At 65.9% G+C, this 24,694-nt stretch carries 22 protein-coding genes, 4 tRNA genes and 1 pseudogene; 17 read left to right on the forward strand and 10 right to left on the reverse strand.

Annotation, left to right across the window (positions count from 1 at the left end; all coding sequences use genetic code 11):
• Positions 1-196: 196 nt before the first annotated feature.
• On the reverse strand, positions 197-805 hold the full coding sequence (locus LKE06_RS07920; protein ID WP_255648462.1) for a bacterial proteasome activator family protein: 609 nt from the start codon (positions 803-805) through the stop codon (positions 197-199).
• A 297-nt stretch (positions 806-1,102) separates the two neighbouring features.
• Between LKE06_RS07920 and LKE06_RS07925 the strand changes: the two genes are divergently transcribed.
• The gene (locus LKE06_RS07925) at positions 1,103-2,305 is read left to right on the forward strand and encodes a cysteine desulfurase-like protein (protein ID WP_227997967.1); all 1,203 of its coding nucleotides are present in this window, start codon (positions 1,103-1,105) and stop codon (positions 2,303-2,305) included.
• A gap of 17 nt (positions 2,306-2,322) precedes the next feature.
• Here the strand turns inward: LKE06_RS07925 and LKE06_RS07930 are convergent, their stop codons facing one another.
• Positions 2,323-3,327 carry an NAD(P)H-quinone oxidoreductase gene (locus LKE06_RS07930; protein WP_227997968.1) on the reverse strand — a complete coding sequence of 335 codons (1,005 nt, stop codon included), beginning with the start codon at positions 3,325-3,327 and terminating at the stop codon, positions 2,323-2,325.
• Positions 3,328-3,548: 221 nt separating this feature from the next.
• Between LKE06_RS07930 and LKE06_RS07935 the strand changes: the two genes are divergently transcribed.
• Positions 3,549-3,959: a MarR family winged helix-turn-helix transcriptional regulator gene (locus tag LKE06_RS07935; RefSeq protein WP_227999331.1), complete on the forward strand. Its 411-nt coding sequence runs from the start codon at positions 3,549-3,551 to the stop codon at positions 3,957-3,959.
• A 24-nt stretch (positions 3,960-3,983) separates the two neighbouring features.
• A tRNA-Ser gene (locus LKE06_RS07940) sits at positions 3,984-4,068 on the forward strand.
• Between the two features lie 12 nt (positions 4,069-4,080).
• On the opposite strand, the gene LKE06_RS07945 is transcribed toward LKE06_RS07940, so the two are convergent.
• Entirely contained in the window at positions 4,081-4,221 is a 141-nt protein-coding gene (locus tag LKE06_RS07945; RefSeq protein WP_227997969.1) for a hypothetical protein, read from the reverse strand.
• Positions 4,222-4,295: 74 nt separating this feature from the next.
• Here LKE06_RS07945 and nicT point away from each other — a divergent pair, with 74 nt between their 5' ends.
• Positions 4,296-5,345, forward strand: coding sequence for a Nickel transporter NicT (gene nicT / locus LKE06_RS07950; protein WP_504787235.1), 1,050 nt, complete (start codon positions 4,296-4,298; stop codon positions 5,343-5,345).
• A gap of 81 nt (positions 5,346-5,426) precedes the next feature.
• Positions 5,427-6,494, forward strand: coding sequence for an alpha/beta hydrolase (locus LKE06_RS07955; protein WP_227997970.1), 1,068 nt, complete (start codon positions 5,427-5,429; stop codon positions 6,492-6,494).
• Between the two features lie 159 nt (positions 6,495-6,653).
• On the opposite strand, the gene hisC is transcribed toward LKE06_RS07955, so the two are convergent.
• Entirely contained in the window at positions 6,654-7,739 is a 1,086-nt protein-coding gene (gene hisC / locus LKE06_RS07960; RefSeq protein WP_227997971.1) for a histidinol-phosphate transaminase, read from the reverse strand.
• Between the two features lie 93 nt (positions 7,740-7,832).
• Between hisC and LKE06_RS07965 the strand changes: the two genes are divergently transcribed.
• The 3 genes from LKE06_RS07965 to LKE06_RS07975 all read left to right on the forward strand — a co-directional run bounded on the left by LKE06_RS07965 (position 7,833) and on the right by LKE06_RS07975 (position 8,863).
• The gene (locus tag LKE06_RS07965) at positions 7,833-8,573 is read left to right on the forward strand and encodes a dienelactone hydrolase family protein (protein ID WP_227997972.1); all 741 of its coding nucleotides are present in this window, start codon (positions 7,833-7,835) and stop codon (positions 8,571-8,573) included.
• A 91-nt stretch (positions 8,574-8,664) separates the two neighbouring features.
• Positions 8,665-8,754, forward strand: a tRNA-Ser gene (locus LKE06_RS07970).
• A 36-nt stretch (positions 8,755-8,790) separates the two neighbouring features.
• Positions 8,791-8,863, forward strand: a tRNA-Arg gene (locus tag LKE06_RS07975).
• Between the two features lie 112 nt (positions 8,864-8,975).
• On the opposite strand, the gene LKE06_RS07980 is transcribed toward LKE06_RS07975, so the two are convergent.
• Positions 8,976-9,779 carry a maleylpyruvate isomerase family mycothiol-dependent enzyme gene (locus LKE06_RS07980; RefSeq protein WP_227997973.1) on the reverse strand — a complete coding sequence of 268 codons (804 nt, stop codon included), beginning with the start codon at positions 9,777-9,779 and terminating at the stop codon, positions 8,976-8,978.
• A gap of 87 nt (positions 9,780-9,866) precedes the next feature.
• Here LKE06_RS07980 and LKE06_RS07985 point away from each other — a divergent pair, with 87 nt between their 5' ends.
• Positions 9,867-11,441: an esterase-like activity of phytase family protein gene (locus tag LKE06_RS07985; RefSeq protein ID WP_227997974.1), complete on the forward strand. Its 1,575-nt coding sequence runs from the start codon at positions 9,867-9,869 to the stop codon at positions 11,439-11,441.
• Here LKE06_RS07985 and LKE06_RS07990 read toward each other — a convergent pair.
• The 3 genes from LKE06_RS07990 to LKE06_RS08000 form a co-directional block, all read right to left on the reverse strand.
• The gene (locus tag LKE06_RS07990; RefSeq protein WP_227997975.1) at positions 11,438-12,145 is read right to left on the reverse strand and encodes a DUF998 domain-containing protein; all 708 of its coding nucleotides are present in this window, start codon (positions 12,143-12,145) and stop codon (positions 11,438-11,440) included. The two genes, LKE06_RS07985 and LKE06_RS07990, sit on opposite strands and share 4 nt — an antisense overlap.
• 238 nt (positions 12,146-12,383) lie before the next feature.
• Positions 12,384-12,755: a very short patch repair endonuclease gene (locus LKE06_RS07995; protein ID WP_372477294.1), complete on the reverse strand. Its 372-nt coding sequence runs from the start codon at positions 12,753-12,755 to the stop codon at positions 12,384-12,386.
• Between the two features lie 47 nt (positions 12,756-12,802).
• Positions 12,803-13,936: a DNA cytosine methyltransferase gene (locus LKE06_RS08000; RefSeq protein WP_227999333.1), complete on the reverse strand. Its 1,134-nt coding sequence runs from the start codon at positions 13,934-13,936 to the stop codon at positions 12,803-12,805.
• A gap of 353 nt (positions 13,937-14,289) precedes the next feature.
• On the opposite strand from LKE06_RS08000, the gene LKE06_RS08005 reads away from it, so the two are divergent.
• From LKE06_RS08005 to LKE06_RS08025, 5 genes are all read left to right on the forward strand, one after another.
• Positions 14,290-15,540: a KasA/KasB family beta-ketoacyl-ACP synthase gene (locus tag LKE06_RS08005; RefSeq protein ID WP_227997977.1), complete on the forward strand. Its 1,251-nt coding sequence runs from the start codon at positions 14,290-14,292 to the stop codon at positions 15,538-15,540.
• A gap of 106 nt (positions 15,541-15,646) precedes the next feature.
• Positions 15,647-17,551 (forward strand): long-chain-fatty-acid--AMP ligase FadD32, encoded by a 1,905-nt coding sequence (gene fadD32 / locus LKE06_RS08010; RefSeq protein ID WP_255648463.1) that lies wholly within the window; start codon positions 15,647-15,649, stop codon positions 17,549-17,551.
• A gap of 214 nt (positions 17,552-17,765) precedes the next feature.
• Positions 17,766-19,586 (forward strand): ABC transporter ATP-binding protein, encoded by a 1,821-nt coding sequence (locus tag LKE06_RS08015; protein ID WP_255648464.1) that lies wholly within the window; start codon positions 17,766-17,768, stop codon positions 19,584-19,586.
• Positions 19,583-21,496, forward strand: coding sequence for an ABC transporter ATP-binding protein (locus tag LKE06_RS08020; protein ID WP_227997978.1), 1,914 nt, complete (start codon positions 19,583-19,585; stop codon positions 21,494-21,496). Before LKE06_RS08015 ends, LKE06_RS08020 begins: the two co-directional genes overlap by 4 nt.
• A 5-nt stretch (positions 21,497-21,501) precedes the next feature.
• The gene (locus LKE06_RS08025; RefSeq protein WP_372477295.1) at positions 21,502-22,137 is read left to right on the forward strand and encodes a putative glycolipid-binding domain-containing protein; all 636 of its coding nucleotides are present in this window, start codon (positions 21,502-21,504) and stop codon (positions 22,135-22,137) included.
• A 9-nt stretch (positions 22,138-22,146) separates the two neighbouring features.
• Here the strand turns inward: LKE06_RS08025 and LKE06_RS08030 are convergent, their stop codons facing one another.
• Positions 22,147-23,097, reverse strand: a complete 951-nt coding sequence (locus tag LKE06_RS08030) for a prephenate dehydrogenase (RefSeq protein WP_227997980.1) — start codon at positions 23,095-23,097, stop codon at positions 22,147-22,149.
• A gap of 57 nt (positions 23,098-23,154) precedes the next feature.
• On the opposite strand from LKE06_RS08030, the gene LKE06_RS08035 reads away from it, so the two are divergent.
• The 3 genes from LKE06_RS08035 to LKE06_RS08045 all read left to right on the forward strand — a co-directional run bounded on the left by LKE06_RS08035 (position 23,155) and on the right by LKE06_RS08045 (position 24,329).
• Positions 23,155-23,694, forward strand: a complete 540-nt coding sequence (locus LKE06_RS08035) for a tRNA adenosine deaminase-associated protein (RefSeq protein WP_227997981.1) — start codon at positions 23,155-23,157, stop codon at positions 23,692-23,694.
• Positions 23,695-23,725: 31 nt separating this feature from the next.
• Positions 23,726-24,175: a nucleoside deaminase gene (locus LKE06_RS08040; protein WP_227999336.1), complete on the forward strand. Its 450-nt coding sequence runs from the start codon at positions 23,726-23,728 to the stop codon at positions 24,173-24,175.
• A gap of 63 nt (positions 24,176-24,238) precedes the next feature.
• Positions 24,239-24,329, forward strand: a tRNA-Ser gene (locus LKE06_RS08045).
• A 123-nt stretch (positions 24,330-24,452) separates the two neighbouring features.
• Here LKE06_RS08045 and LKE06_RS08050 read toward each other — a convergent pair.
• A pseudogene (locus LKE06_RS08050) lies at positions 24,453-24,632 on the reverse strand (tyrosine-type recombinase/integrase); the annotation flags it as partial.
• Positions 24,633-24,694 lie beyond the last annotated feature (62 nt).

A 24,694-nucleotide genomic window follows, 5' to 3' on the forward strand; every position in this document is an offset into this window, starting at 1 on the left:
CTTCAGGACGCACGGAGGTCTCTTGGGAACTCTCGTCGGAATATGCGGGGCTGGTATTCGAACGCACTGGGCTCTCTTCAGGACGCGCGGTACTCACATTGGAAACCGAGTCGGGGCGAGCGGCAGCGGCAGGCACGGTGCACGACACTACCCCTGCAAATCCCGACGGGCCCGCGTGGTGCATGCGGGCCGAGGCTCAGAGATATTGCCCCGTCCCGCCAATGGTCTGGCCGGGCTGACCGGTACGGGGGTCGACGGCGTGGATGCCGGACGGCAGCGCGCCCTGACGCATCTGCTCCAACTGCGCCCGCGCCGCCATCTGCTGGGCGAACAAAGCGGTCTGGATGCCGTGGAACAGTCCCTCGAGCCAGCCGACCAGCTGAGCCTGAGCGATGCGCAGCTCCGCGTCGGTGGGGACGGCGTCGTCGGTGAACGGCAGAGTGAGCCGCTCGAGCTCTTCCCGCAATTCGGGCGCGAGGCCCTGCTCGAGCTCGCGGACCGAGGATTTGTGGATCTCGCGCAGGCGGGTGCGGCTGGCGTCGTCGAGCGGAGCCGCGCGCACCTCTTCGAGCAGCTGCTTGATCATGGTGCCGATGCGCATGACCTTCGCGGGCTGCTCAACCATGTCGGCGAGCGATTCGCCGGAGTCGTCCTTATCTTCCGAATCGTCGGATTTCTTATCGTCGTCGGACATCACCTGCGCGGTGAAGGGCGTGTTCGCCCCCGCGTGCGCTGGGATCTCCAGTGGCCGGCCGTCGGGTCCGATCACGACGATGGATTCCGGTGGCTCATCCGAATGCGTCATGAATCCCATCATGTCGCGTTGCGAGTAAACGCGCTAAGGCGGCTGCCTCGCCTCCGCTCCGCCCGGCGCTGCTTGCGGCTGCGTCGCCTCCGCTCGGTGTGGGCGTGGGGAGGATGGTGCGCGCATGCTCTGGCGTCGTGGTGGCGTTCTATCCTGTTCTGGTCGTGTGGTTCGGATTTGTTGAAAGTCGGTTGCCATGCAGAGTCCCAGGTCGCTGTGCTCGCGCTCGTCGGTGTCCAGCTCTCGGAGACCGAACGCGGTTACACAGGCTCGGCCGATGCCCTTAGAGTGGCCAGCATGACTTACGACGTCGCGAGGGTTCGGGGCCTGATTCCGTCCCTGGGCGACGGCTGGATCCATCTCGCCCCGCAAGCGGGCATGCTGGTGCCGGATTCGGTATCTCGCGCCGTATCAACAGGTTTCCGCACGTCGTCGTTTTCCCACATCGGACGCAATGGTGCTGCCATGCGCAGCGCCGAAATCCTGCACGCCGCGCGCGAGGCCGTCGCGGATCTGGTCGGCGGTGATCCGGCGGGCGTGGTGCTCGGCCCGGATCGTGCGGTCTTACTTGCCTGGTTGGCGGAGTCGCTGAGTTCGCGGCTCGGTCTCGGCACCGGGATCGTGTTGTCGCGGCTGGACGACGAAGCCAATGTTGCGCCGTGGTTGCGGATCGCGAATCGCTATGGCGCGCACGTGCGCTGGGCCGAGGTCGAGATCGAGACCTGCGAGATGCCGTCGTGGCAATTCGAGGAATTGATCGGCCCCACCGCGCGACTGGTCGCGCTGACCGCCGCGTCTCCTATCGTGGGGTCGGCTCCCGCGGTTCGCGTGGCCGCGGACCGGGTGCATGAGGTAGGCGGTCTGCTGGTGGCCGACGCGTTCGGTGCGTCGCCCTACGCGCTGATCGATATCGACGAACTCAACGCCGACGTCGTCGCGCTCAGCGCGCCCGCATGGGGTGGCCCGCAAATCGGCGCCCTGATTTTCCGCGATCCCGCCTTCCTGGACCGCATTCCGTCGATGTCGTTGAACCCGTACGCGAAAGGCGCCGAGCGACTAGAGGTGGGTGGCCACCAGTACGCACTGCTCGCGGGCCTCACCACCTCCATCGACTTCATGGCCGGTCTCGATGAGCGCGCCACCGGCACTCGGCGCGAGCGTCTGGAGATGTCGATCACCTCGCTGCAGGACTATCACGATCAGCTCTTCGAGCATCTGATGGACGTGCTCGACAAGATCCCCAACCTGACTGTCATCGGCCGCGCCTCCACTCGTATCCCGACCGTCAGCTTCACCCTCGGCGGCATGCAGGCCGAGAAGGTCGCCGCCAAACTGGCCGACAGCCGCATCGGCACCGTCAGCGGCGTCCACGGTGGTAGCCGACTGCTCGATGCCCTCGGCGTCAACGACGAGGGCGGCGCGGTAACCGTCGGGCTCGCGCCCTACACCACCAAGTTCGAGATCGACCAACTCGGCCGCGCATTGACCGCGCTGGAGTGAACACCGCCTGCTCGGGCTCACAGGTCGCGCACGCGCAGGATCACCTTGCCGAAGGTGTCCGACGAGTCGAGTAGCCGATGGGCTTCGGGGGCGTCGGTGATCGGGAGTTCCGCGTGGATGACCGGAAAGATGGTGCCGTCGCCGATCAACGGCCAGAGGTGACGGTTCAGCTCGGCGACGATGCCTGCTTTGCTGTGGTTTCCGGTGGCGGGTCTCTTACGCAGGTTGTTGGCGTGGATGGTCCCCCACTTGCCGAGCAGCGTGGCCAGATTCAGTTCGCCATTGACGCCACCCTGCATACCGATGACGATAAGATGGCCGTGTGGTGCCAGCGCGTCCACATTGCGCGGCAGGTACGCGGCGCCCATATTGTCGAGAATGATGTCCGCGCCGGGACCGCCCGCGCCTGATCCCTCGGCGCGGATTCTTTCGACGAAATCTTCCTCGCGGTAGTTGATCAGCACACTGGCGCCGAGATCCTTACACAAATCCAGCTTGCGCTGCGATCCGGCGGTCACCGCGACGCGCGCACCGCGGTTCACCGCCAATTGGATTGCATGCGTGCCGATTCCGCTGCCGCCGCCATGCACGAGCACCAGCTGACCGGCATGCAATCCGGCCGTGGTCACAAGGTTCGACCACACCGTGGCGGCCACCTCCGGCAGCCCGGCCGCCGCGGCGAGGTCCAATTCCGCGGGCACCGGCAGTACCTGGGTCGCGGGCACAACGACCCGTTCGGCGTATCCGCCGCCCGACAGCAGCGCGCACACCCGATCGCCAGCCTGCCAGTCCCGCACCCCGTCGCCGACCTCGGCGATCACGCCCGAGACCTCCAGGCCGAGGATGTCGCCCGCACCGGGCGGTGGTGGATAGAAACCCTGGCGTTGCAGGAGATCCGCTCGATTGACACCGGCCGCGGCGACCTCGATCAGCACCTCGCCGTGCCCGGGCGCCGGATCGGGCGCCTCGCTCCACTCCATTACCTCGGGACCGCCGAAACCGTTCAGGTTGATAGCTCGCACCCGATCCATACTGCCGGGTGCTGGGGCGGACCGCTGACCGGTCCGGACGGTTCATCGCGGATCGCCGGCCTCGCGCCCGCCACGCTGGTGAAACGCGTACGGATTTGCCCAGTTCGGCCGCGCCTACAATGGTGAGGGTGCATCGCGAACCGAGCCGTCGCACGTCTGCGGCCGAGCTGAATTGGCTCACCCCCGCACAGCAGCGCGCATGGCGGGCTTATATGGACGGCCATCTACGCCTGATGACGGTGCTGAATCGTCAACTCCAACGCGATAACGACCTCAGCGTCGCCGAATACCGCATCCTGGTACTGCTCTCCGAGGCACCTGAGCGGTCGCTGCGGATGAGTGAACTCGCCGACGGGGTGCTGTCGTCCCGAAGCAGGCTGACCCATCAGATCCGTCGCATGGAAGCGCAGCAACTCGTGCGCCGCAATACCTGCCCTGACGACGGCCGTGGCGTGATCGCCGAACTCACCGACGAGGGCGTGCGCCGCTTGGAAGCCGCCGCACCCGGCCACGTCGATACCGTCCGCCGCAATTTCATCAATCAGGTCAGCTCGGCCCAGCTCGAGGTCATCGGCGAGGTCTTCGCTCGCGTCGACCAAGCAATCGGCGAGCGTGCCGATTAACCCGTCCGCTACCATCGTCACACTGGAGACGTGGCAGAGCGGCCGAATGCACTCGCCTTGAAAGCGAGCGTCGCGAGAGCGACCGGGGGTTCAAATCCCTCCGTCTCCGCTTTTCGTTCGGTTATTCGTCGCACGCCTGGATCGAGGTCTGGCCGATGATTCGGCCGTCGCGCAGGTCCGCTACCGAACTGACGAGGACGCGAACTCCGTCCGGGTACTGACAGGACTCCATGATGGCCACGTGGTCGCCGTCGAGCACCACGCTTTCCAGCTTGTGGGTCGTCTCCCGCGATACGGTGGATCGGTTCGGCTCGTCCAGCAGTAGGGGTTTGACACGTGCGCAGTGTCGTGGGAATGGCCGTCGCCGTCATCGCACTCCATGTCCTCGGGTGGGGGACATTGTTGGTATTCGTGGTGCCGGGGCATCACATCGTGCAGGGGGCCGTGTTCGGGGTGGGGCTCGGTGTCACCGCGTACACGCTCGGCATGCGCCACGCCTTCGATGCCGACCATATTGCCGCGATCGACAACACGACGCGAAAGTTGGTGGCGGACAACGGTGGTAAGAAGGTCCAAACGGTCGGCTTCTGGTTTGCGCTCGGCCATTCGAGCGTGGTGTTCGTGCTCGTCGCGCTGCTGACATTCGGGGTGCGGGCGCTCGCGGCGAACCTGACGAATGAGGATTCGACGTTGCAGCGGTGGACCGGGCTGTGGGGAACCAGCATCTCGGGCACCTTCCTGATCGTGATCGGCTTGTTGAATCTCGCGTCGCTGCTTGGGATTTGGCGGGTCTTCCGGCGACTGCGCGACGGCGAGTTCGACGAGGCGCGACTCGAGCGTGAGCTGGACAACCGGGGCCTGCTCAATCGGGTGCTCGCACCGGTCGTGCGATTGGTGGGCAAACCGTGGCAGATGTATCCGGTTGGGGTGTTGTTCGGGCTCGGTTTCGACACCGTCACCGAGGTCGGCCTACTGGTGATCGCGGGCGGTGCCGCCGCGACCGGGCTGCCGTGGTACTCGATTCTTGTACTGCCCGTGTTGTTTTCGGCGGGCATGGCCTTGTTCGACTCGCTGGACGGTTCGTTCATGAGCTACGCCTACGACTGGGCATTCGCGAAACCGATCCGAAAGGTCTACTACAACCTGGTGATTACCGGCTTGTCGGTGATGGTCGCCCTGCTGATCGGCGGGCAGGAGATCATCTCGATCTTCGCCGACAAACTCGAGGTCGAATCGGGCGTCGTCGCGTGGATCGGGAACCTCGATCTGGGTGACCTCGGTTACATCGTCGTCGGGCTGTTCGTGGCCACCTGGGCGATCGCGGTGGCCATATGGCGCTTCGCCGGAGTGGAACGCCGCTGGCAGGACCGACTTCTCGCCGACTGAACCGCCGGTGGAGCCGATCATGCAGTTCAGTGCTGGGAATGGCAGCATGTCGAGGCCGTCTTCTCTGGCAGGATGGTGGCCATGCTGTCTCGACGCGGGGCGCGGCGTTGGTTCTCCAGCGTCATGGTGAGTGTCGCACTGCTATCCGGTGCGGCGGCGGTTGGTGCTCCAACGGGATGGGCGGCACCGGGTGCCGCACCACCGGCCGACACCGGATCATCGGCAGGTCCCGACCCGGCCGCGCCGAGCACGCCATTCGCCGCACACCCCACCGTGGATCGCATCGAACCGATCAACGACCGCTGGCTGCGGGTGTACGTGAACTCACCGGCCATGCAACGCTCCGTCGAGGTGCAGGTACTGCTGCCGCGCGACCGAAGCCACCCCCGCCCAACGGTGTACATGCTCGATGGCCGCAGCGCTGAACCCGACCGCAACAACTGGACCGAACAGGCGCACGCGGAGGAGTTCTTCGAGGACAAAGACGTCAACGTGGTACTCACCGTCGGCGGCCCGGCCAGCTTCTACACCGACTGGCAGCAGCCGGATCCGGTGCTCGGCGTCAATATGTGGGAGACGTTCCTGGCCCACGAACTGCCGCCGCTGATCGACGCGACGTTCGACGGCAACGGGCGCAACGCGGTGGTTGGTGTCTCCATGGGCGCCGAGGCCGCCATGATGCTCGCCTTCAGGCAGCCGAAGCTCTATTCGGCGATCGCGGCGCACAGCGGATGTTTCTCGGTGGGAACCGATCTCGGACAGGTTCAGGCTCGCGCCGTGGTGTCCACCTACCGCGGTAAGCCTGACAACATGTTCGGTCAGCAGCACGACTCCGACTGGCTCGACCATGACGTGCTGCTACACGCGGAAGGCTTGCGCGGCAAAGCGATCTACCTATCGGTAGGCAGCGGCCTGCCCGGCCAGTACGACACCCTCGGCAGCCCCGATATCGCCACCACTGTCGGATTCGGCGGACCACTCGAAGCCGCCACCAATGCCTGCACCCATCGCCTGGCCGACCGCCTCGCCACCCTCGGCATCCCGGTAACGGCACACTTCCGCCCAACCGGCACCCACTCATGGCCCTACTGGCGTGACGAACTCGCCCGCTCCTGGCCCACCATCTCCCGCCCACTCGGCGTCGCCTGATCCGAGCCGGCGAACAGCGCCCCTACGTTAGCGCCCGACCAAACCACAGCACTTATCTGTGTACAGAAACAGTCGGTCCCGCACCAGCTCCCCACGTGCCCACTGGGCACGACACCAGTTTCGAGCGTAGCGAGATCGAGTACTAGAGTTCGCGAGCCTTCAGGGCCGCGAACCCGCCGCGCCAGCGGCCAAAAAACCCAGTGCGAAGCGCAGGAACTGATCGTTCTCATGGGGATCCCCAATGCTCACCCGCACCCCGTCGGTGCCGAAGGGCCGCACCAGGACTCCGGCCTCCGCGCTGGCCTCACCGAACTCGGCGCTGCGTGCGCCCAGCGGCAGCCAGACAAAGTTGGACTCTGTCGGCGGTACCCGATAACCCGCCGCAAGCAGTGCGTCGCGGACCCGGTCGCGTTCGACGATGACGTTGTCGGTTCGATCGAGCAGTTCGTGCCGTGCCTCCAATGAGGCGATCGCGGCGGCCTGTACGACACGGTTCACGCTGAACGGAATGTGCACCTTCATCAGGGCGGTGATCACGGCCGGGTCGCCGACCGCGTATCCGGCGCGCAGGCCCGCCAAGCCATACGCCTTGGAAAAGGTGCGCAGCACAACGACATTGGAGCGCGTCCGGCCGAGTTCGACACCGTCCGGGTGCTGCTGCGGAGACAGCCGCAGGTATTCGTAGTACGCCTCGTCGAGCACGATCAGCACCCGCTCGGGGACCGCGTCCAGGAAGCGCTCCAACTCGGCCTTGGCGACGGCAGTGCCGGTCGGATTGTTTGGGTTGCAGACGAAGATCAGCTTGGTGTGCTCGGTGACCGCTGCCGCCATCGCATCCAGATCGTGCACCAGTTCGGCGGTGAGCGGGACTCGCACGGCGGTCGCATTGCCGACCTGGGCGATGATCGGATACGCCTCGAACGAGCGCCAGGCGAATACCACCTCGTCGGCCGGTGAACTACAGGTGATCTGCACCAGCTCTTGGCACAGCGCGACGCTGCCGCAACCGACGGCGACGTTCGCCGGGGCGACGCCGAGAAAGTCCGCGAGTGCCGCGCGTAGTTCCGTAGCCTGATTGTCCGGATACCGGTTGGCCAGTTCGGCGGCCTCGGCGATGGCCTTGGCAGCGGCCGGGAGCGGACCGAACGTGGTTTCGTTACTGGCCAGCTTGACCGCGCCGGGATGGTTGCGCCCGGGGACATAGGCCGGGATCGAATCGAGGTCGGGCCTAATCTTCGCACTCACAGTCCTACCCTAGCCGCGCATCGATCGGCGCCGGATCAGGGCCGCTCACGGTATTTTCTCGCCAAGGTCAGGAACTGGCAATACGCTGGTTTCATGTCGGGCACCTATGACGATATTGCCCCGCTACGCGGTCGCGACGAAAAGATTTCCGAGCAAAACGCGAAATCAGCGGTCGAAGATCGGCGGCAGGCCGAAAGTAAACATGTGCCTATCACGGTGGTCGAGCCGGAGGGCAACTCCCGTGGCGGGATCGTGGTGCTGCACGAATCCCGGGAATTCACCGGCGCATTGTTAGGGCTTATGCGCGCGCTGGCGTCCGAGGGCTGGACGGTGGTCGCGCCCAACCTGTTCCATCGAGGCGCCAGGGACTTAGCGGCCGAGGTGTTCGGCGACAAACTCTTCGAGGATTTCGACGCCTGCTTCGACTGGCTGACCCGTCGTGGCGTATTCCCTGACTGCATCGGTGTGCTCGGCTTCGACCACGCGGGCACCGCCGCCTTCCTGGTCGCCACCAACCGCCCGATCGGCGCGGCGGTGAGTGTGGCCGCGCCCGGCATCGTCGAACCGCTCACCGCGGAGGCGGACGCTCTGGTGCGGGCGGCGCCGAACCTGCAGGCGCCGTGGCTCGGTCTCTATGGCGCCGACGACCCGACCACCCCGCCCACGCAGGTCGACCAGCTCCGGGACGCCACCGCGCGCGCCTCGGTGGCGAGCCTGGTCGTGAGCTACCCCGGCCTGCGCCATCGGGCCGACACCCTGGGCGCCGACGACGACTACGGTTTTATCGATTCACAAATCAGGATCTTCGACTGGTTCGACAGCAATCTACGCTGACGACCAGGCGTTTTGCGATCTGGTCAGAGGCTACTGTAACCTTCCTAACCGGCGGTTCGAAAGGACCGGTGCCCTCGAAGAGAAGGCTCCAGGAGGCGTGCCAGAGCGGCCGAATGGGACTCACTGCTAATGAGTTGTCCCTTCACGGGGACCGGAGGTTCAAATCCTCTCGCCTCCGCCACACCCGGGTAAAACCGGGCAACAACTGAATTACCATGCGCCCGTAGCTCAACGGATAGAGCATCTGACTACGGATCAGAAGGTTAGGGGTTCGAATCCCTTCGGGCGCACACAGATAGAAGGCCCCTCCCGGGAAATCGGGAGGGGCCTTCTCGCTTGTTCGAATGGGCTGTCCACCTGTCACCGCGGTATTGCCGAGCTGGGCCGGTCGGACTCAGGGGACTATTTCCAGTTGGGGAGGGTCGGCTGGTCGCCGGTGAGGTCGGCGCCATTGGAACGGCCGAGTAGCCAGGCCAGCAGAGAGTTCGCTGGGCCGGTGATGACGGAGGTGGGGGAGTCGGTGCCGATGACGGCGGTGATGGCGCTGTCGGTGGCTCGGATCTCGAATGTTGGAGTCGCGGGCGCGGCTTTGGTCAGGTCGGCGGCGGCTCGGGGGAGTAGGCGGGTGACGAAATCGGCTGGCCAGTCTGCGGGTTGGTAGGCGGCGGCGAGGTCGGCGTGGTGGATCTCCACCTCTTGCAGCCGCATCCAGATGACCTCTGTCGCCGCGATGGAGTTGCCCTGCCTGGTGCGTACGGTTGCCGACCAGGCGTCGGCGGGGAGGGACCGGGCGAGGTCGAGCCAGCGGTTCGCGGCGGTTGTGTTGTCGGCGAGCTGCTCGGGCAGCGGGCGTGGCGCGCCGGCTTCGATATCGGCGTCGCGGCCGGAAATGCTTGCGTATTGTGGCGTTTCGATGCCGGTGCGCGCCCAGTTCAACAGGTTGACCAGACTGTCGGCGTTGCGCGCCAGATGCGCGAGGACGTGGCCACGCGACCAGCCGGGTAGCAGCGAGGGGACGGTCAGGTCGGCGTCGAGCCCGCGGACGGTTTCGAGCAGACGGGTCGTCGCCTCGGCGACGGTGTCGAGCGGGACGGTGGTCTCGGGAGCATCACTGGTCACGAGACCGACCCTAGCGATGCCGGCACGGGAGTAGCCGACGACATTTTCGAACTCGGAGGCCGACGAGATATTCACACGATCACCCACGACGACAGCATGGCATGGACCGTGTTCGACACCATCTGATCACTCGGACGTTCAGTGCACGTCGGTCGAACAGAGTAAGCAGACACGGTGAACGCTCCCTCTCGTCCTCGAATTACCGCGCTCGCCGTCTTGTGCGTCGGTGTATTGGCCGCAGCCTGTTCGTCTTCGGACACGAAGGCGGATTTCACGGTGGCCAAGGACCAGCCGCTGGTGATTTCCCTGGATGACCTGATCGCCGCGACCGGCGGTAGTGCCGCGGTCGCGGTCGCCGATCCCGAACACGGTTCGCTGACCCGCCGTCTCGATGGCGCGCTGGTCTATCAGCCGGAGGCCGGTTATACGGGCACCGATGAATTCGAGGTCACCACCACAGACGCGGTCCGGCTCTACACCACCGACATTCCGCCGCTCGGTGATTTCGGCGCAACCACTGTGCAGGGCAGCGGTTTCGGCTCGGCGTGGACCCCGGTGCCCGGCAGCTCGGACGAGTTCTACGGCCTCACCGATCGTGGCCCGAACGTCGACGGCCCCGGCAAGAACGAGAAGCTCGCGCCGACACCGAATTTCGTCCCCAAGATCGGCCGTTTCAGGTTGGCCGGAAATCGCGCGACGCTGCAGTCCTCGATCGATCTGCACACCGCGAACGGCACTCCGTTCAATGGTCAGGTCGATATCGCCGCGAGCACCGGCGAAACCATTCGCGATCTGGCGGGAAATGTCTTGCCGCCCACCGATCACGGCCTCGATCCGGAGGGGCTGGTCGCATTGCCCGACGGGACGTTCTGGGTGTCCGACGAATACGGTCCGTTCCTGGTGCATTTCGACGCCAAGGGCGTCGAAATCGAACGGTTCGGCCCAGGTTCCGGCCTGCCGAAGGAACTTTCGCTGCGCACCCCCAATCAGGGTATGGAGGGTCTGACCGTCACTCCGGACGGCGGCACGCTGGTCGGGTTGGTGCAGAGCGGCCTGAAGACCCCCGGCCTGGACGGCTCGGCCAAGGATGTGCCGATGACCCGCATCGTCACATTCGACCTGAAGACCAAGGCTGTCAAGGAATTCCTGCTGCCGCTACAGGATCCGAAGAACACCAAGGTCGCCGACTCCGAGATCACCGCGTTGAGCGCGACCACCTTCCTCGTCGACGAACGCGACGGCAATCTCGCCCCCAAGGCTGACAAGAAGCTGTGGACGGTGGACATCGCGGGCGCCACCGATGTCGGGCCGGAGTCGAAGGTCGCTGGCGCGCAATACGATCCGGAACGCGGCGGGCTGCTGGTCGAAGGCAAGCCGCTGGAGACCCTGGTCGGCACCGTCGCGACCGCCGATGGCGTCGCCGCGCTGACCAAGGCGGGCATCACTCCGGTGGCCAAGATTACGAACCTGGATCTGGCCGCCCTACTGAACGGTCTCGACGCCGACGGCAACTTCTACGGCCACGACAAGATCGAGGGCTTGGCGACCCTGGACGGCGGTAAGACCCTCTATATCGCCAACGACAGCGATTTCGGCCTCGCCGCGAGTACCGGTGACCAACCGCCGTTCGGGCTGAAGCCCAAGACGCTGCCCAACGGGGTACAGGGCACCGGTGAGATCCTCTTCGTCGACACCACAAAGCTGCCCGCGAGGCTCGACACCCACACAGTCGCGCTGAAGATCGGCTAAATATTCGGATCGATCCATTCGCGGCCCTCCAGCACCACCGCCGCCGCGAGGGTGATCAACCACAGCGACATCGATCCGACCTGGATTCGTTGTGCGACACCGAGCGCGTAATGGCCTGGCAGGTTGTCGGCGACCAGCATCCACACCGTCGCCGCCGAACCGAGCACCAGCACCACGAGCCCGGCCTCCCGCAGGATTCGCCAGTGGTGGTACCGGAATGCGGCCACGCTGAACGCGAACGTCGCCACGGCGATCGCGGTCACCGCGATGGTGCTGGTCAGCGCGTGCGGCTGATGCAGTTGCGGGAACAGTCCGCTGCCGCCACCGCCGCACGCGCTGTTATCGGCCGGAGTGCAGTCGCGCAGCGGGAGCATCACATCGCCGATGGTCGCACTGGCGAAACAGAACAGCGCGACCCAGCCGACGGTGGTGAATCTGCGGCGAGGAAACAGCAGCAGCCCGGCAATCGACGCCGGGATCAGCAGCACGCCCACGATCTTGTCCGCCGTCGAGAACACCACGCGATAGGGCTTGCCCTCGGCGTCGAGTTCGCTGAGAAACGTATTGACCGCGTCAATGTGGATGGGCAGGACGAACTCGAGCAGCCAGGAGGAGTAACAGAGTCCGGCGATGGCGATGGCCGCCGCAATGAACCAGGAGACCACGCGTACGCGCCGTTCGGCGATCTGCTCGCTACCGGTCACGGGACCCATTCTCCTGCTTTCCACTGGTCCGGTGCTCAACGGTAGGTCGGTGTGTCCTATTCCTAGTCGGCGCACAGGGTCCTGTCAGGTCGATAGGACATGCTGGGATCGACGAAGGAGGAATATCCATGGTTGCTTTCGTAACGGCGGTGGCCGGTGTCGCGGTGGTGGCCGCGATGGCGGTGTCGGGCTATATGGCCGCGCACGCGCCACGCAGGCTGGTTCGAGTGCGTAGCCGCTAGCCGGCATCGAGGCTGGCCTGGACCCGGTCCGCGGCGGCGACAGCGTCCTCGTGCTCCCAGACCCGGACCACCACCCATCCCGCGTCGGCCAACGCCGCGTCGGTCGCGCGGTCCCTGGCCACATTGCCCTGTAGTTTGTCCGCCCACCACCGCGCGTTGTTCTTCGGATCGGTCGCGTGCTGTGGGCACCGATGCCAGAAACATCCGTCGACATAGACCGCGACCCGCCGCCGGGGAAACACCAGATCGGCGCGGCGACGCTGGCCGGGTAGTGGTGCCCGATCGACGAAATACCGCAGGCCCCGCCGGTGCAGTTCCCGGCGCAGCGCAAGTTCGGGTTCGGTGCCGCTGCGTCGTTGCTTCGCCATTCGCGCACTCGTCGCCGCGTCCGTCGTGGGCCGGTGCGACCGCTGGCTCATGCCGCCCAGCCGCCCATGCGATCGAGATGACTTTCCATATCGGCGAGGAATCCGGGCGGAAACCGGAGGCTGCCCATGCCGGTGCGGCGCAGGAATCCGGCGGTCGCGCGAGCTGATAGCAAACGGGAATCGGTGAGGAAGTTGTGTAGGTCCTCGTAGGGTTCGTGGACCGGCCACGTCGATACCGGCACCCGGTGGGCAACCCCGTGCCCGCCCCACGCGGCACTTGGCCACGGCGTGCCCGGTTCGAGCGGCTCGTCATCGGGAATCGAGTCCAGTGGTGCGGCCAGCCGGGCGCCGACCCACTCGGCCATCCGCACATTCACCGCGTTGCCGACCAGCTTCCACCGATGCCCGTCGCGCACGCTCGGCGCGTCGGTCGCGGGCGCGGTCCAGCCGGAATCGAAGCCCTGCAACCGTTCTCCGTCGATGATGCCCGGCGTGACCACCTCTCCCGACGGCAATCGCACCGCGGGTGGGCTGGCGATGCCGAGCGCCGAACCGCCCTTGATGGTCGGTATCGCGTTCACCGCCCAGCCGAGGCCGCGCACGCCCTCGGTCCAATAGAAGCCGCAGGGATCGCGTTCGGGATCGCCGAGAATGCGTGGGCCCGCGTCGTCACCGAACAGCACCGGCCGCGGATCCTCGGTGCGGGAGGCGAGCATCAGTACCCGCTGCCTGCGCTGCGGCAGCCCGAACGCGCGTGCGTCGACAACCCGGTAAGCCCAGGTGTAGCCGAGTTCCTCCAGTGCCGCGGTGATATGCCGCATGGCGGCGCCACGCCCGAGTTGCAGCATGAACGGGACGTTCTCGATCAGCAGCCAGCGTGGCCCACGCCGCCTGCGCACCAGCCGGAACACCTCGTCGACCAGGCCGGAGCGTTTGCCGGTAATGCCCGCGGTGCGCCCGGCTTGTGACAAGTCCTGGCACGGGAAGCCGGCCGCGACCAGTTCGGTCCCGGCTGGAATGGCGCGCAGCCTGGTGATATCGCCGTGCAGCGGCACCTCAGGGAAGCGCGCGGCGAGCACCGCCTTGGCGCCGGGTTCGATTTCGCAGAGCAACTCGGTGTCCCAGCCGTGCGCGCCGAGTCCGAGCTCCAGCCCGCCGATTCCGGCGAACAGCCCGACCATCCGCCCGCCCGCCACAGTCATCCCTTTCCGCGATTCCACGACGGGGCGGCGGCAGATCGCTCGAGTTGCTTGCAGATCGCTCGAGACCGCGCGCTCCGTGCTCGTAGGAGCAGGTTACTCGAGTCGTGGTCGTCGCGATGGCGACGGCCGGGTGTCTTGCCGTGGGTCCTGGCGGCTACCGCTGATCTCAAGCGGCATAATGCCTGCAGGCCGAGTCACGTCATGGCCCGCTCAAAGGCCAGGAGGCGTATCTGCTCCTGACCACTGCTGATCTCCCGCCGCTCCAGCTCTACCGCTCGAGTATCGACGCGCAGTCCCCGGTTCTTCCAAGTGATGCCAGGAAAGTGAGCGAGATGCAGATTCCGTCCACCAAGAACGGGAACTATCCCAACGTTGTCGTGACCAGCCTCGCCGCGACCACATCGATTGCGGGCGATGTCGATTCGACCTGGAAGGGTCTGCTCAACGGCGAGAGCGGCATCGACCTCCTCGAAGACACTTTCCTCGACGACTTCGGCCTGCCGGTGCGTATCGGCGGCCATCTGAAGGTCGCGCCGAGCGCGGCGCTGTCGCGCAGCGAGACCAGGTACCTGTCGTATGTGGAGCAGATGGCGATCTGCCTCGCTCGCGAGGTGTGGCGCAACGCGGGCAGCCCGCAGGTCGACCCCGAGCGGCTCGGGGTTGCGATCGGCACCGGACTCGGTGGTGCCGAGGCGATCATCGATGCCCGCGACAAGCTGGAAAACGGTGGCTACCGCAAGGTTTCGCCACTGACCGTGCAGGCGATCATGCCCAACGGTGCCGCCGCGTGTGTCGGATTGGAGCTCGGTGCGCGTGCTGGAGTCGTTACCCCGGTTTCGGCCTGCTCGTCGGGTTCGGAGGCGGTGGCCAACGCGTGGCGGATGATCGTCATGGGCGATGCCGATATGGTCGTCACCGGTGGTGTCGAGGGTTCCATCCAGGCGCTGCCGATCGCGGCGTTCACCATGATGCGCGCGATGAGCACACGCAACGACAACCCGAAAAGCGCCTCGCGGCCCTTCGATTCCGACCGCGACGGATTCGTGTTCGGTGAGGCCGGGGCGATGATGATCATTGAGACCGAGGAGCACGCCAAAGCGCGTGGCGCGACAATTCACGCGCGGCTGATGGGGGCGGGTATCACCTCTGACGGATTCCATCTGGTCGCCCCTGATCCCGATGGCACCGGCGCCGCGCGTGCGATGACGCGTGCGCTACAGACCGCGGGATTGTACAAAAGCGATGTGAACCACATCAACGCGCACGCGACCGCGACCCCGATCGGCGACACCGCCGAGGCACGCGCGATCAGCAAGGCTGTCGGTAGTCATGCGTCGGTGTACGCGCCGAAATCCGCGCTCGGTCATTCGATCGGCGCGGTCGGCGCACTGGAGTCGGTGATCACGGTGCTGAGTGTTCGCGACAGCATCGTCCCGCCGACCCTCAACCTGGAAAACCAGGATCCTGAGATCGATCTGGACATCGTCAAGGGGCAATCGCGCCCCGGTCGGATCGACTACGCGGTGAACAATTCCTTCGGCTTCGGCGGGCACAACGTCGCGCTCGCTTTCGGCCGGTACTGAGTGCCCCGGGGCCGGGAAACCTGCTAGCCTTCCCGGCGCTTCCGGTGTCGATCTGTGTTCGGTGTCACTGCACGTTTTCGTGCGGGCGTTGGAAAAGGATGGGGCGATGATCGGCGAGACCTTTGACGATTATTTGGACGAACAGGGCAATATCAAGATCCTGGGCGACAAAACCTTGATCGATTTCGTCGATAAGCACAGCGCGGAGAACGGGGACGGGCTCGCGTACCGCTACATCGACTATTCGCGTGAGCGCGATGGCGATTATCAGGACCTGACCTGGCGCGAGTTCGGGGTTCGACTGCGCGCGGTCGCGGCCAGGCTGCAGCAGGTGTCACAGCCGGGGGACCGGGTCGCGATCCTGGCCCCGCAGGGACTCGACTATGTCATCTCCATTTTCGCCGCCGTATACGCGGGCAATATCGCGGTTCCGCTGTTCGATCCCGAGGAACAGGGGCACACCGATCGCCTGCACGCGGTGCTCGGCGATTGCGCGCCCGCGGTCATCCTGACCGTCGGCTCCGCCGCGTCGGGGGTGCGAAATCTCTTCCGGCACCTGTCCGCGGCGCAGCGACCGCGCATGATCGCCGTCGACGCGATCCCCGACAGTGTCGGCGCCACCTGGGTGCGGCCGGAGATCAATATCGACAGCGTCGCGTATCTGCAATACACCTCGGGGTCCACCAGAACCCCCGCGGGCGTGGAGATCACCCATCGGGCGGTTGGCACGAATCTGCTGCAGATGATCGACGCGATCGGCGTCACCGAGAACTCGCGTGGCGTCACGTGGCTGCCGCTGTTCCACGACATGGGCCTGCTGTGCGTGATCCTGCCGACGATCGGCGGTGGATTCATCACGATCATGTCGCCGAGCGCCTTCGTGCGTCGCCCGTATCGCTGGATCAAGGAATTGGCCGCCGCCTCCGACGGTGCCGGAACCTTTGCCGCCGCACCGAACTTCGCGTTCGAACATGCAGCCGCCCGCGGCAAGCCGAAGGCAGGTGAGTCGCTCGATCTGTCGAATGTGATCGGGCTGATCAATGGCAGCGAGCCGGTTTCAGTGTCATCGATGACGAAGTTCAATGACGCGTTCGCACCCTATGGCCTGCCCAAGACGGCGATCAAGCCGTGCTACGGGATGGCCGAGGCGACATTGTTCGTTTCGGCGACCAAGGCCGAGGACGACGCGAGGGTCGTCTACGTCGATCGGCACGAATTGAATGCCGGACGTATGGTCCAGGTCGATTCGGGCACCGATAACGCCATCGCCCAGGTGTCGTGTGGTTATGTCGCGTTGTCGCAGTGGGCGGTGATCGTCGATCCCGAGACCGGCACCGAGCGGGCCGACGGCCGGGTCGGCGAGATCTGGTTACACGGCGAGAACATGGGCATCGGATATTGGGGACGCCCGGAGGAAACCGTGCAGACTTTCCACAACACGCTTGCCACCCGGCTGCCCGAAGGCAGTCATGCCGAGGGGACCGGCGCGGGCGCGCAGTGGATGCGGACCGGCGACTTCGGCGTCTATCTCGACGGCGAGCTGTATATCACCGGGCGGGTGAAGGATCTGGTGATCGTCGACGGTCGCAATCACTACCCGCAGGACCTGGAGTTCTCCGCCCAGGAGGCCAGCACCGCGCTACGTCCCGGCTTTGTCGCCGCGTTCTCGGTGCCAGCGAACCAGTTGCCCGCGTTGGTATTCGAGCACGGAAGCAATTCCGGCCTTGCCTTCGGCCCCGACGACACCTCCGAGCAACTCGTGGTCGTCGCCGAGCGCGGTACCGGGGCGGCTAAGGCAGATCCGCGGCCGATCGCCGATACCGTCCGGGCGGCGATCGCGCAGCGCCACGGCGTAACCGTGCGCGACCTGCTGCTGGTTCCCGCGGGTTCGATTCCGCGGACCTCCAGCGGCAAGATCGCCAGGCGCGCGTGCCGGGCGGCCTATGTCGAGGGCACGCTGCGCGGCGGATATCAGCAGCAGGACTTCCCGGACGCGTCGGCCGAGCCGTAGACACGACGCACAAGTGTGTAGTTGACCCTTGACCTCGAGATTGCTCGAGGTTGTTGGCTGTGGGGATGAGTGTGGTGCGACGGTATCGGCCAACCGAAAAAATCGGTTGGCCGATCCGGGTGTCGATGCGACGCTGGAATGTCGGACCCCGGTGCGAACATCACCGCGTGGACCGTTCGCGACACCGCCAATCCACGGACCACGAGGGGGAGCATTGTCAGTCGCACTCGATAGGCCATCGGTCGAATCGGAGGCCGATAGACCGGAGCGGCCCGCCGCCGCGCCGCCAGGTCGCCTGCATTCGCTACGCCGCCTGCTGCCCTACCTGCGACCGCATCGCGTGCCGCTGCTCGGGGCAACCGCGCTCGCCGCGGTCGCATCGTTGACCGCGATCGTGATTCCGTTGATCGTCGCGCGAATCATCGACGGACCGATCGCGCAGCGCAATGTCGCGGGCGTGGTGTTGCCGGTGCTCGCGGTACTGGCTCTCGGGTTATTGGAGGCGCTGGGCGTGTGGGGGCGGCGGTGGCTGGTCTCCAAGCCGGCGGCGCAGTTCGAAATCAACATGCGCGCCAAGATCTTTCGCAAGTTGCAGGCGCTTGCCATCGGACGCCACGATGCCTGGGAATCGGGTCAGCTGCTTTCGCGTGCGATCGACGACATGGCCACGTTGCGCCGGTTCGTCGCTTTCGCCGGGCCGTTCCTGATCATCCACTCCATCATCATTCCGGTCGGCCTGGTCGCGCTGTGCGTGCTGAACTGGCGGATCGGCCTGATCTTCGGGATCATCGCGATTCCACTGATCTACATCTGCGCCCGCTTCGAGCGGCGCTATTCGGTGGCGTCGCGGCGCTCGCAGGATCAGACCGGCGATCTGGCCACAACCGCCGAGGAATCGGCGCAGGGTGTCAGGGTTTTGAAGGCGTTCGGTCGCGGCGCTTTCTTCGGTGCCCGCTTTACCGCGCAGTCACGCGAACTGCGGCAGACCGAACTGCTGAAGGTGCGGTTGGACGCGACGCTGTGGTCGGCAATGGTGTGCTTGCCGCAGTTGGCCATTGCCTTCGCGCTCGGTTACGGGAGCTACGCCGTCGCGCACGCCACGATGTCGCTCGGCACTCTGGTCGCGGCGATCACGCTGGCGACCTTCCTGCAGTGGCCGATCATCTGGACCGGTTTCCTGCTCACCGAGCTCAATGACGCGCGCACCGCCGCGGACCGGTACTGGGAGATCATCGACACCCCCATCGACATCACCGACCCAGCGCATCCGGTGGAATTGCCAACCCGGATCGCGGGCAAATTGGCGTTGGACGGCGTGCGATTCGCCTTCCCTGATGCGAAAGGTGAAGTACTGCACGATGTTTCGCTCGAAATCCGGCCGGGTGAGACGGTGGCGCTCGTCGGTGCTACCGGCAGCGGAAAGACCGCGCTGCTCAACCTGATTCCCCGGCTCTACGACGCCACCGGCGGCGTGATCACCATCGACGGCATCGATATCGCCTCGATGCGGGTGGACGATCTACGCTCACTGGTTTCGGTCGCGTTCGAGGAACCGGTGCTGTTCTCGGCGAGTGTGCGGGAAAACGTCGCGCTCGGCGAACCGGAGGCCACCGATGCCGATGTGCGGCGCGCACTCGATGTCGCCCAGGCCGCCGATTTCGTCGCCGAGCTGCCGTGGGGACTCGACACCAGAATCGGTGAGCAGGGACTCAGCCTGTCCGGTGGCCAGCGCCAGCGGCTTGCACTGGCCCGTGCGGTGCTGGCCGAACGCGGCCTCGGCGATCGGACTCGCATCATGGTGCTCGACGACCCACTGTCCGCGCTGGACGTGGAAACCGAAGAGCGCGTGCAGGAACGGCTGCGGACGGTGCTGGCCGGCGCGACCACACTGCTGGTCGCGCACCGTCCCTCGACGGCGGCGCTGGCGGACCGGGTCGCGGTGCTGGACGACGGGCGGATCGTCGCCGAAGGCACCCACGACCACCTACTTCGGACAAGTACTCGCTACCGCGAGCTGATGGGAGGTGAATCATGACCGCAGAAGCCGAAACCGATCAGCGTCTGTCATCGGAAGGCGCGGCGAGACAAGGAGATGCACCGGCCGAAGCGTCGAAGAGTGTGGCCGGTCAGGATTCGGCCGCCGATTGGCGCGGTATCGCCAACGAGGACAAAGAGGTCACCCAGACCGGAAATCTGGTGCTGGCCGATCGATCCCGGCGACTGCTGCTCGAACTGGTGCGGCCCCACCGCAGGCTCGCGATACTCGCCCTGGTCCTGATCGTGATCGACAATGCCGCGACCGTCTCGGCCCCGCTGTTCATCGCGTACGGACTCGACACCGGCATCGCGGAGGGCGCCCACGGTAACTGGATGCCTTTGACGCTCACCGTCGCCGGATACCTGGTCTCGGTCGCGGTCGGTGTGGCCACCACCTTCTTCTTTCTGCACGTATCCGGAAAGCTCAGCCAGAGCGTGCTGTTCGACCTGCGGGTGCGTTCGTTCACGCATATCCAGCGACTCAGCGTCTCCTTTCACGAGAAGTACACCTCGGGCAAGGTCGTCGCACGGCTGACCGGCGATATCGAGACCCTGCAGGAACTGCTCGAGGGGGCGCTCAATCAGGCACTGAGCGCGGTTCTTTCGGTGCTGACCATCGCGATGCTGCTGATCTACCTCGATCAGATGCTCGCCGCGATCGTGCTGGCCGGATTCATCCCGCTGGTGCTGGTCACCCGCTGGGCGCAGCGCAGGCAGCGTGCGGGCTACCGGCGTACCCGTGGCGCCATCGCGAAAGTCGTTGTGCAGTTCGTGGAGTCGATGGGCGGCATTCGCGCGGTGCAGACCTTCCGTCGTGAGCAGCGTAACGAATCAGTGCTGGCGCAGGAAGATTCGGAGTACCGGCAGGCGACCACGGCCGCATTGCGAGGTATGGGCGATTACGTCGGGCTCACCCGGTTACTCGGCAACCTGACCACCGTCATCATCATCGTGGTCGGCGCGTGGCGAGTGATCGAGGGCGACCTTGCGGTCGGTGTGCTCGCGGCATACCTGTTGTACCTCAACGAGTTCTATGGTCCTCTCGACGAACTCGCCCAGGTCTTCAACTCCTACCAGTCGGCCGCGGCGGCACTGGAGAAGATCTCCGGCGTACTCGAGGAACAGCCGACGGTCGCGGAGCCGACCGATCCGGTACCGCTGGACAAGGCGAGCGGCGCGGTGCGCATGGACCACGTCTGGTTCAGCTACGACAGCCAGTCGAAGCCGGTGCTGCCAGAGTTCTCGCTGGAGATTCCGGCGGGTCAGGTGATCGCGCTCGTCGGCGCGACCGGCGCGGGCAAGTCGACGCTGGTCAAGCTGCTGACCCGCTTTTACGATCCCTCCGGCGGTACGGTCACCCTCGACGGCATCGACCTGCGCAGCCTCGGTGACGCCGACCTGCGCCGCAACGTCGTGATGGTCACCCAAGAGTCGTACCTTTTCTCCGGTTCGGTGGCCGACAACATCCGGCTCGGCAGGCCCGAGGCCACCGATGAGCAGGTGTACGCGGCCGCCCGCGCGATCGGCCTCTACGACCTCGTGATGGCGCTGCCCGACGGTTTCGACACCGATGTCCGCAAACGCGGCGGCAGACTGTCGGCAGGCCAACGGCAGCTGGTGGCCTTCGCTCGGGTATTCCTGGCGGATCCGGCGGTGATCGTCTTGGACGAGGCGACCTCGAGCCTGGACATTCCGAGTGAGCGACTGGTTCAGCGGGCACTGGAAACAGTTTTGCGCGAGCGCACCGCGGTGATCATCGCGCACCGGCTCTCCACGGTCGCGATCGCGGACCGGGTGCTGGTCATGGAGTCCGGGCGGATTGTCGAGGACGGCACCCCGGCCGCGCTGATCGGGGGCTCCGGACGCTTCGCCGACCTGCACGCCGCATGGCGTGAGTCGTTGGTGTGATGCGGATGCGGGCCGTCCCTTACGGTAGATATGTGACGAACCCAGCCTCTGGCCCCGACAGCCAACCGGCGGCATCGCGGTGGCCGGCGATTCTCACGTGGCGCGCACACGACGCGGTGCGGATGGAGTCGGTGCGCGTGACGCTCAATGGCAACCGCATCCGCGCCGCGGGCCGGATGGTCGGCACAGATTGCGCGGACCATCCGGCGTTCAGTGCGTCCTACGATCTCGTCACCGATGAGAACGGCGCCACCAAGCGGCTGTCGCTGCGTACCACCACCGCGGCGGCGGGGGAGCGGCACGCGTCTATCGCAAGGGACGAGGAGAACTACTGGCTGGTCGACGCGGGCGGCAACCACATGCGCTCCACCTTCGCCGGCGCCCTCGACGTCGATGTGGTGTTGAGCCCGTTCTTCAACACGCTGCCCATCCGCCGCTTCGGTCTCCAACACGCGGTCGGCGATGTGCAGGTGCCGGTCGTCTACGTCCGGCTCCCGGACCTGCTCGTCCAGGAAGCCAGCCTCACCTACAGCGGCGGCGCCGATGGCATCAGCGTCCTATCGCCGGTTTCCAGTGCCACCGTTACCGTCGACGCCGACGGCTTCCTGCTGGACTACCCCGGACTCGCCGAACGCGTCTGAGGCGGCAGCTCAATTCAGTTCGGTGAGCACACCGCCGCCGCGACCCGCCGTGCGTAACCGCTCGAGCCAATCGTGGTCCCCTGGACGGATATCGGTGATTTCCCAGCGCTGTGCCGTTTCGTAGTTCTGCCGCGCATCGTGACCCGCTTCCACCAGATCGGCGAGCGAACCGTCGATGCGCAGGCTGTCGCGTGCGACGCTCAGCACGGTAAGAGTTTCCTCGAGAACACCGAGCAGCGCCGCCGCGTTCGGCTCGCAGATCGCGCGCACCAGGTTCGGTGCTGTCGCGGCGACCCGGGTGCCGTCACGAAACGATCCGGCCGCCAAACCCAGCGCGAGTTCGCCGCCGGTCGTCCCGGCCAGCGCCAGCGCCTCGGCCAGCACGTGCGGCAGATGCGAAATGCGGGCAACGGCGTGATCGTGTTCTTCCGCGGCAACCGGTACCACCACCGCGCCACAATCCAATGCCAATCGCACCACGCGCCGCCACGGCTGCGGATGTGTGCCGTCGTCCACGCTCACCGCCCATGCCGCGCCGCGGAAAAGGTCTGGATCGGTAGCGGCCCAACCGGATTCGGAGGTGCCCGCCATCGGGTGCCCGCCGACATAGCGCGCAGCCAGCCCGCGTTGGCGCACCGCCGCGGCGACCGGTGCCTTCACACTCACCACATCGGTCAGCGTGCAGCGCGGCGCGAAGGTGGAAACGTCGGCGAGCAGGTGGTCGACCGCGGGCATCGGCACCGCGATCACGATCAGCGCGTCAGTGTCGGCGGCGCGGGTCAACACACCGAGCAGGTCACTCCGCACGTCGTAGCCGTCGGCGCGTGCCGCCTGCGCGCCCGCCTCCGAACGGTTGTAACCCCAGGCGTCATAGCCCGCGCCAATGGCGGCACGCAGCAGGGAACCGCCGATCAGGCCCGTCCCGAGGACACACACGGGCGCTTTCTGGTCACGAGTCATCCGAACAGATTCGCACACGACTTCAACATTTCGGCTCGAGCCGACTACCGTTGCGGCATGGCAGCACAGCGCTCGGGCACGAACAGGGCGACGTCGGATGATTACGACGACGTGGAAGGATTCGCAGTGGCCGTTGTCCGCGAAGAAGGACAATGGCGCTGTAGTCCGTTGAGTTCGGCCGCGCTCACCGATTTGTCCGCAGCTGAAACCGAGCTCAAGGCATTACGCAGTTCCGGCGCGGTATTCGGATTGCTCGATATCGACGACGAGTTCTTTATCGTGCTGCGGCCCGCCCCGAGCGGAACCAGGATGCTGGTTTCGGACGCGACCGCCGCGATCGACTACGACATCGCCGCCGACGTGCTCGAGGCATTGAATGTCGAGATCCCAGATATCGACCCCGACGAACTCGACGATGTGGAGCCGTGGGAGGAGGGCGACCTCGGCGTGCTCGCCGATCTGGGCCTGCCCGAGCCGGTGCTCAGCGTTATCCTCGCCGAGACCGACCTCTATCCGGATGAGCAACTCGGCATGATCGCCCAGCGACTCGGCTTCGCCAACGAACTATCCGGCGTCCTGGACAAGCTACCGCGCTGAGGCGGAATTGCCGGCTCACGTGACCCCCACAATGTCCGACGCCGATATGGTGCGCGCCGCCATCGCGGCGGCGGGTGCAGCGGACCCGCGCGATGTGCCGGTCGGCGCGGTCGTATTCGATTCGGCCGGACGGGAACTCGCCCGCGCCGCCAATGCCCGCGAGGCCCTGGGGGACCCAACCGCGCACGCCGAAATCCTCGCGCTGCGCCGCGCCGCGGAAGTTCACGGCGACGGCTGGCGCCTCGAGGACGCCACCCTCGCCGTAACCCTCGAACCATGCACCATGTGCGCGGGCGCGCTCGTGCTCGCCCGCGTCGGCCGCCTCGTCTTCGGTGCCTGGGAGCCGAAAACCGGCGCCGTCGGCTCCCTATGGGACGTAGTCCGCGACCGCCGCCTCAACCACCGCCCTGATGTCCGCGGCGGCATCCTCGAACAAGAATGCGCCACCCTCCTGGACAACTTCTTCCACACCCAACGCTGACCACATCCCCCGCCTCTACAGGCGATTTATCGATCCGCCACCCGGTCCGGTATGGTTGTCGGCGGTGGCGTGTCCGAGCGGCCTAAGGAGCACGCCTCGAAAGCGTGTGAGGGGTAACCCCCCTCCGAGGGTTCAAATCCCTCCGCCACCGCCAAAGGCCCTTCACCTGTTTGCGCAGGTGGGGGGCTTTTTCTATGCCGTAGCTCGCTCCGTTTTCGGCGCTGTGGGCACATCTTGGGCACACTCGCCCGGCGCGTAGGGCCGCATCCATCGCGTTCGCGAGCTTGTCGAGGTCGTCATCGAATAAGTCCGCGTAGGTGTTCAGCGTCTCCTTGGTGTCCTTGTGCTCGAGTAACCGAGCGAGCGCCAGCACGTTCGCACCCGCCGAGATGGTGAGCGATGCGCACGTGTGCCGAAGATCGTGCGGCGTGATCGGCTGGACCTTGGATCGCTTCACCGCACCGGTGACGATGCTTGCAGGTGCAAGCATCCCGTACGTCTCGACCGACTGCCACCCTT

Origin of the sequence: Nocardia australiensis (assembly GCF_020733705.1) — a bacterium.
Taxonomy (GTDB): Bacteria; Actinomycetota; Actinomycetes; order Mycobacteriales; family Mycobacteriaceae; genus Nocardia; species Nocardia australiensis.

Excerpts from the sequence above, each read along its gene's own strand:
- LKE06_RS07920 (WP_255648462.1), bottom strand. The coding sequence starts at position 805 with ATGACGCATTCGGATGAGCCACCGGAATCCATCGTCGTGATCGGACCC.
- LKE06_RS07925 (WP_227997967.1), top strand. The coding sequence starts at position 1,103 with ATGACTTACGACGTCGCGAGGGTTCGGGGCCTGATTCCGTCCCTGGGC.
- LKE06_RS07935 (WP_227999331.1), top strand. The coding sequence starts at position 3,549 with ATGGACGGCCATCTACGCCTGATGACGGTGCTGAATCGTCAACTCCAA.
- LKE06_RS07955 (WP_227997970.1), top strand. The coding sequence starts at position 5,427 with ATGCTGTCTCGACGCGGGGCGCGGCGTTGGTTCTCCAGCGTCATGGTG.
- LKE06_RS07965 (WP_227997972.1), top strand. The coding sequence starts at position 7,833 with ATGTCGGGCACCTATGACGATATTGCCCCGCTACGCGGTCGCGACGAA.
- LKE06_RS07995 (WP_372477294.1), bottom strand. The coding sequence starts at position 12,755 with ATGGCGAAGCAACGACGCAGCGGCACCGAACCCGAACTTGCGCTGCGC.
- LKE06_RS08000 (WP_227999333.1), bottom strand. The coding sequence starts at position 13,936 with ATGGTCGGGCTGTTCGCCGGAATCGGCGGGCTGGAGCTCGGACTCGGC.
- LKE06_RS08005 (WP_227997977.1), top strand. The coding sequence starts at position 14,290 with ATGCAGATTCCGTCCACCAAGAACGGGAACTATCCCAACGTTGTCGTG.
- fadD32 (WP_255648463.1), top strand. The coding sequence starts at position 15,647 with ATGATCGGCGAGACCTTTGACGATTATTTGGACGAACAGGGCAATATC.
- LKE06_RS08020 (WP_227997978.1), top strand. The coding sequence starts at position 19,583 with ATGACCGCAGAAGCCGAAACCGATCAGCGTCTGTCATCGGAAGGCGCG.
- LKE06_RS08025 (WP_372477295.1), top strand. The coding sequence starts at position 21,502 with ATGCGGGCCGTCCCTTACGGTAGATATGTGACGAACCCAGCCTCTGGC.
- LKE06_RS08030 (WP_227997980.1), bottom strand. The coding sequence starts at position 23,097 with ATGACTCGTGACCAGAAAGCGCCCGTGTGTGTCCTCGGGACGGGCCTG.
- LKE06_RS08035 (WP_227997981.1), top strand. The coding sequence starts at position 23,155 with ATGGCAGCACAGCGCTCGGGCACGAACAGGGCGACGTCGGATGATTAC.
- LKE06_RS08040 (WP_227999336.1), top strand. The coding sequence starts at position 23,726 with ATGTCCGACGCCGATATGGTGCGCGCCGCCATCGCGGCGGCGGGTGCA.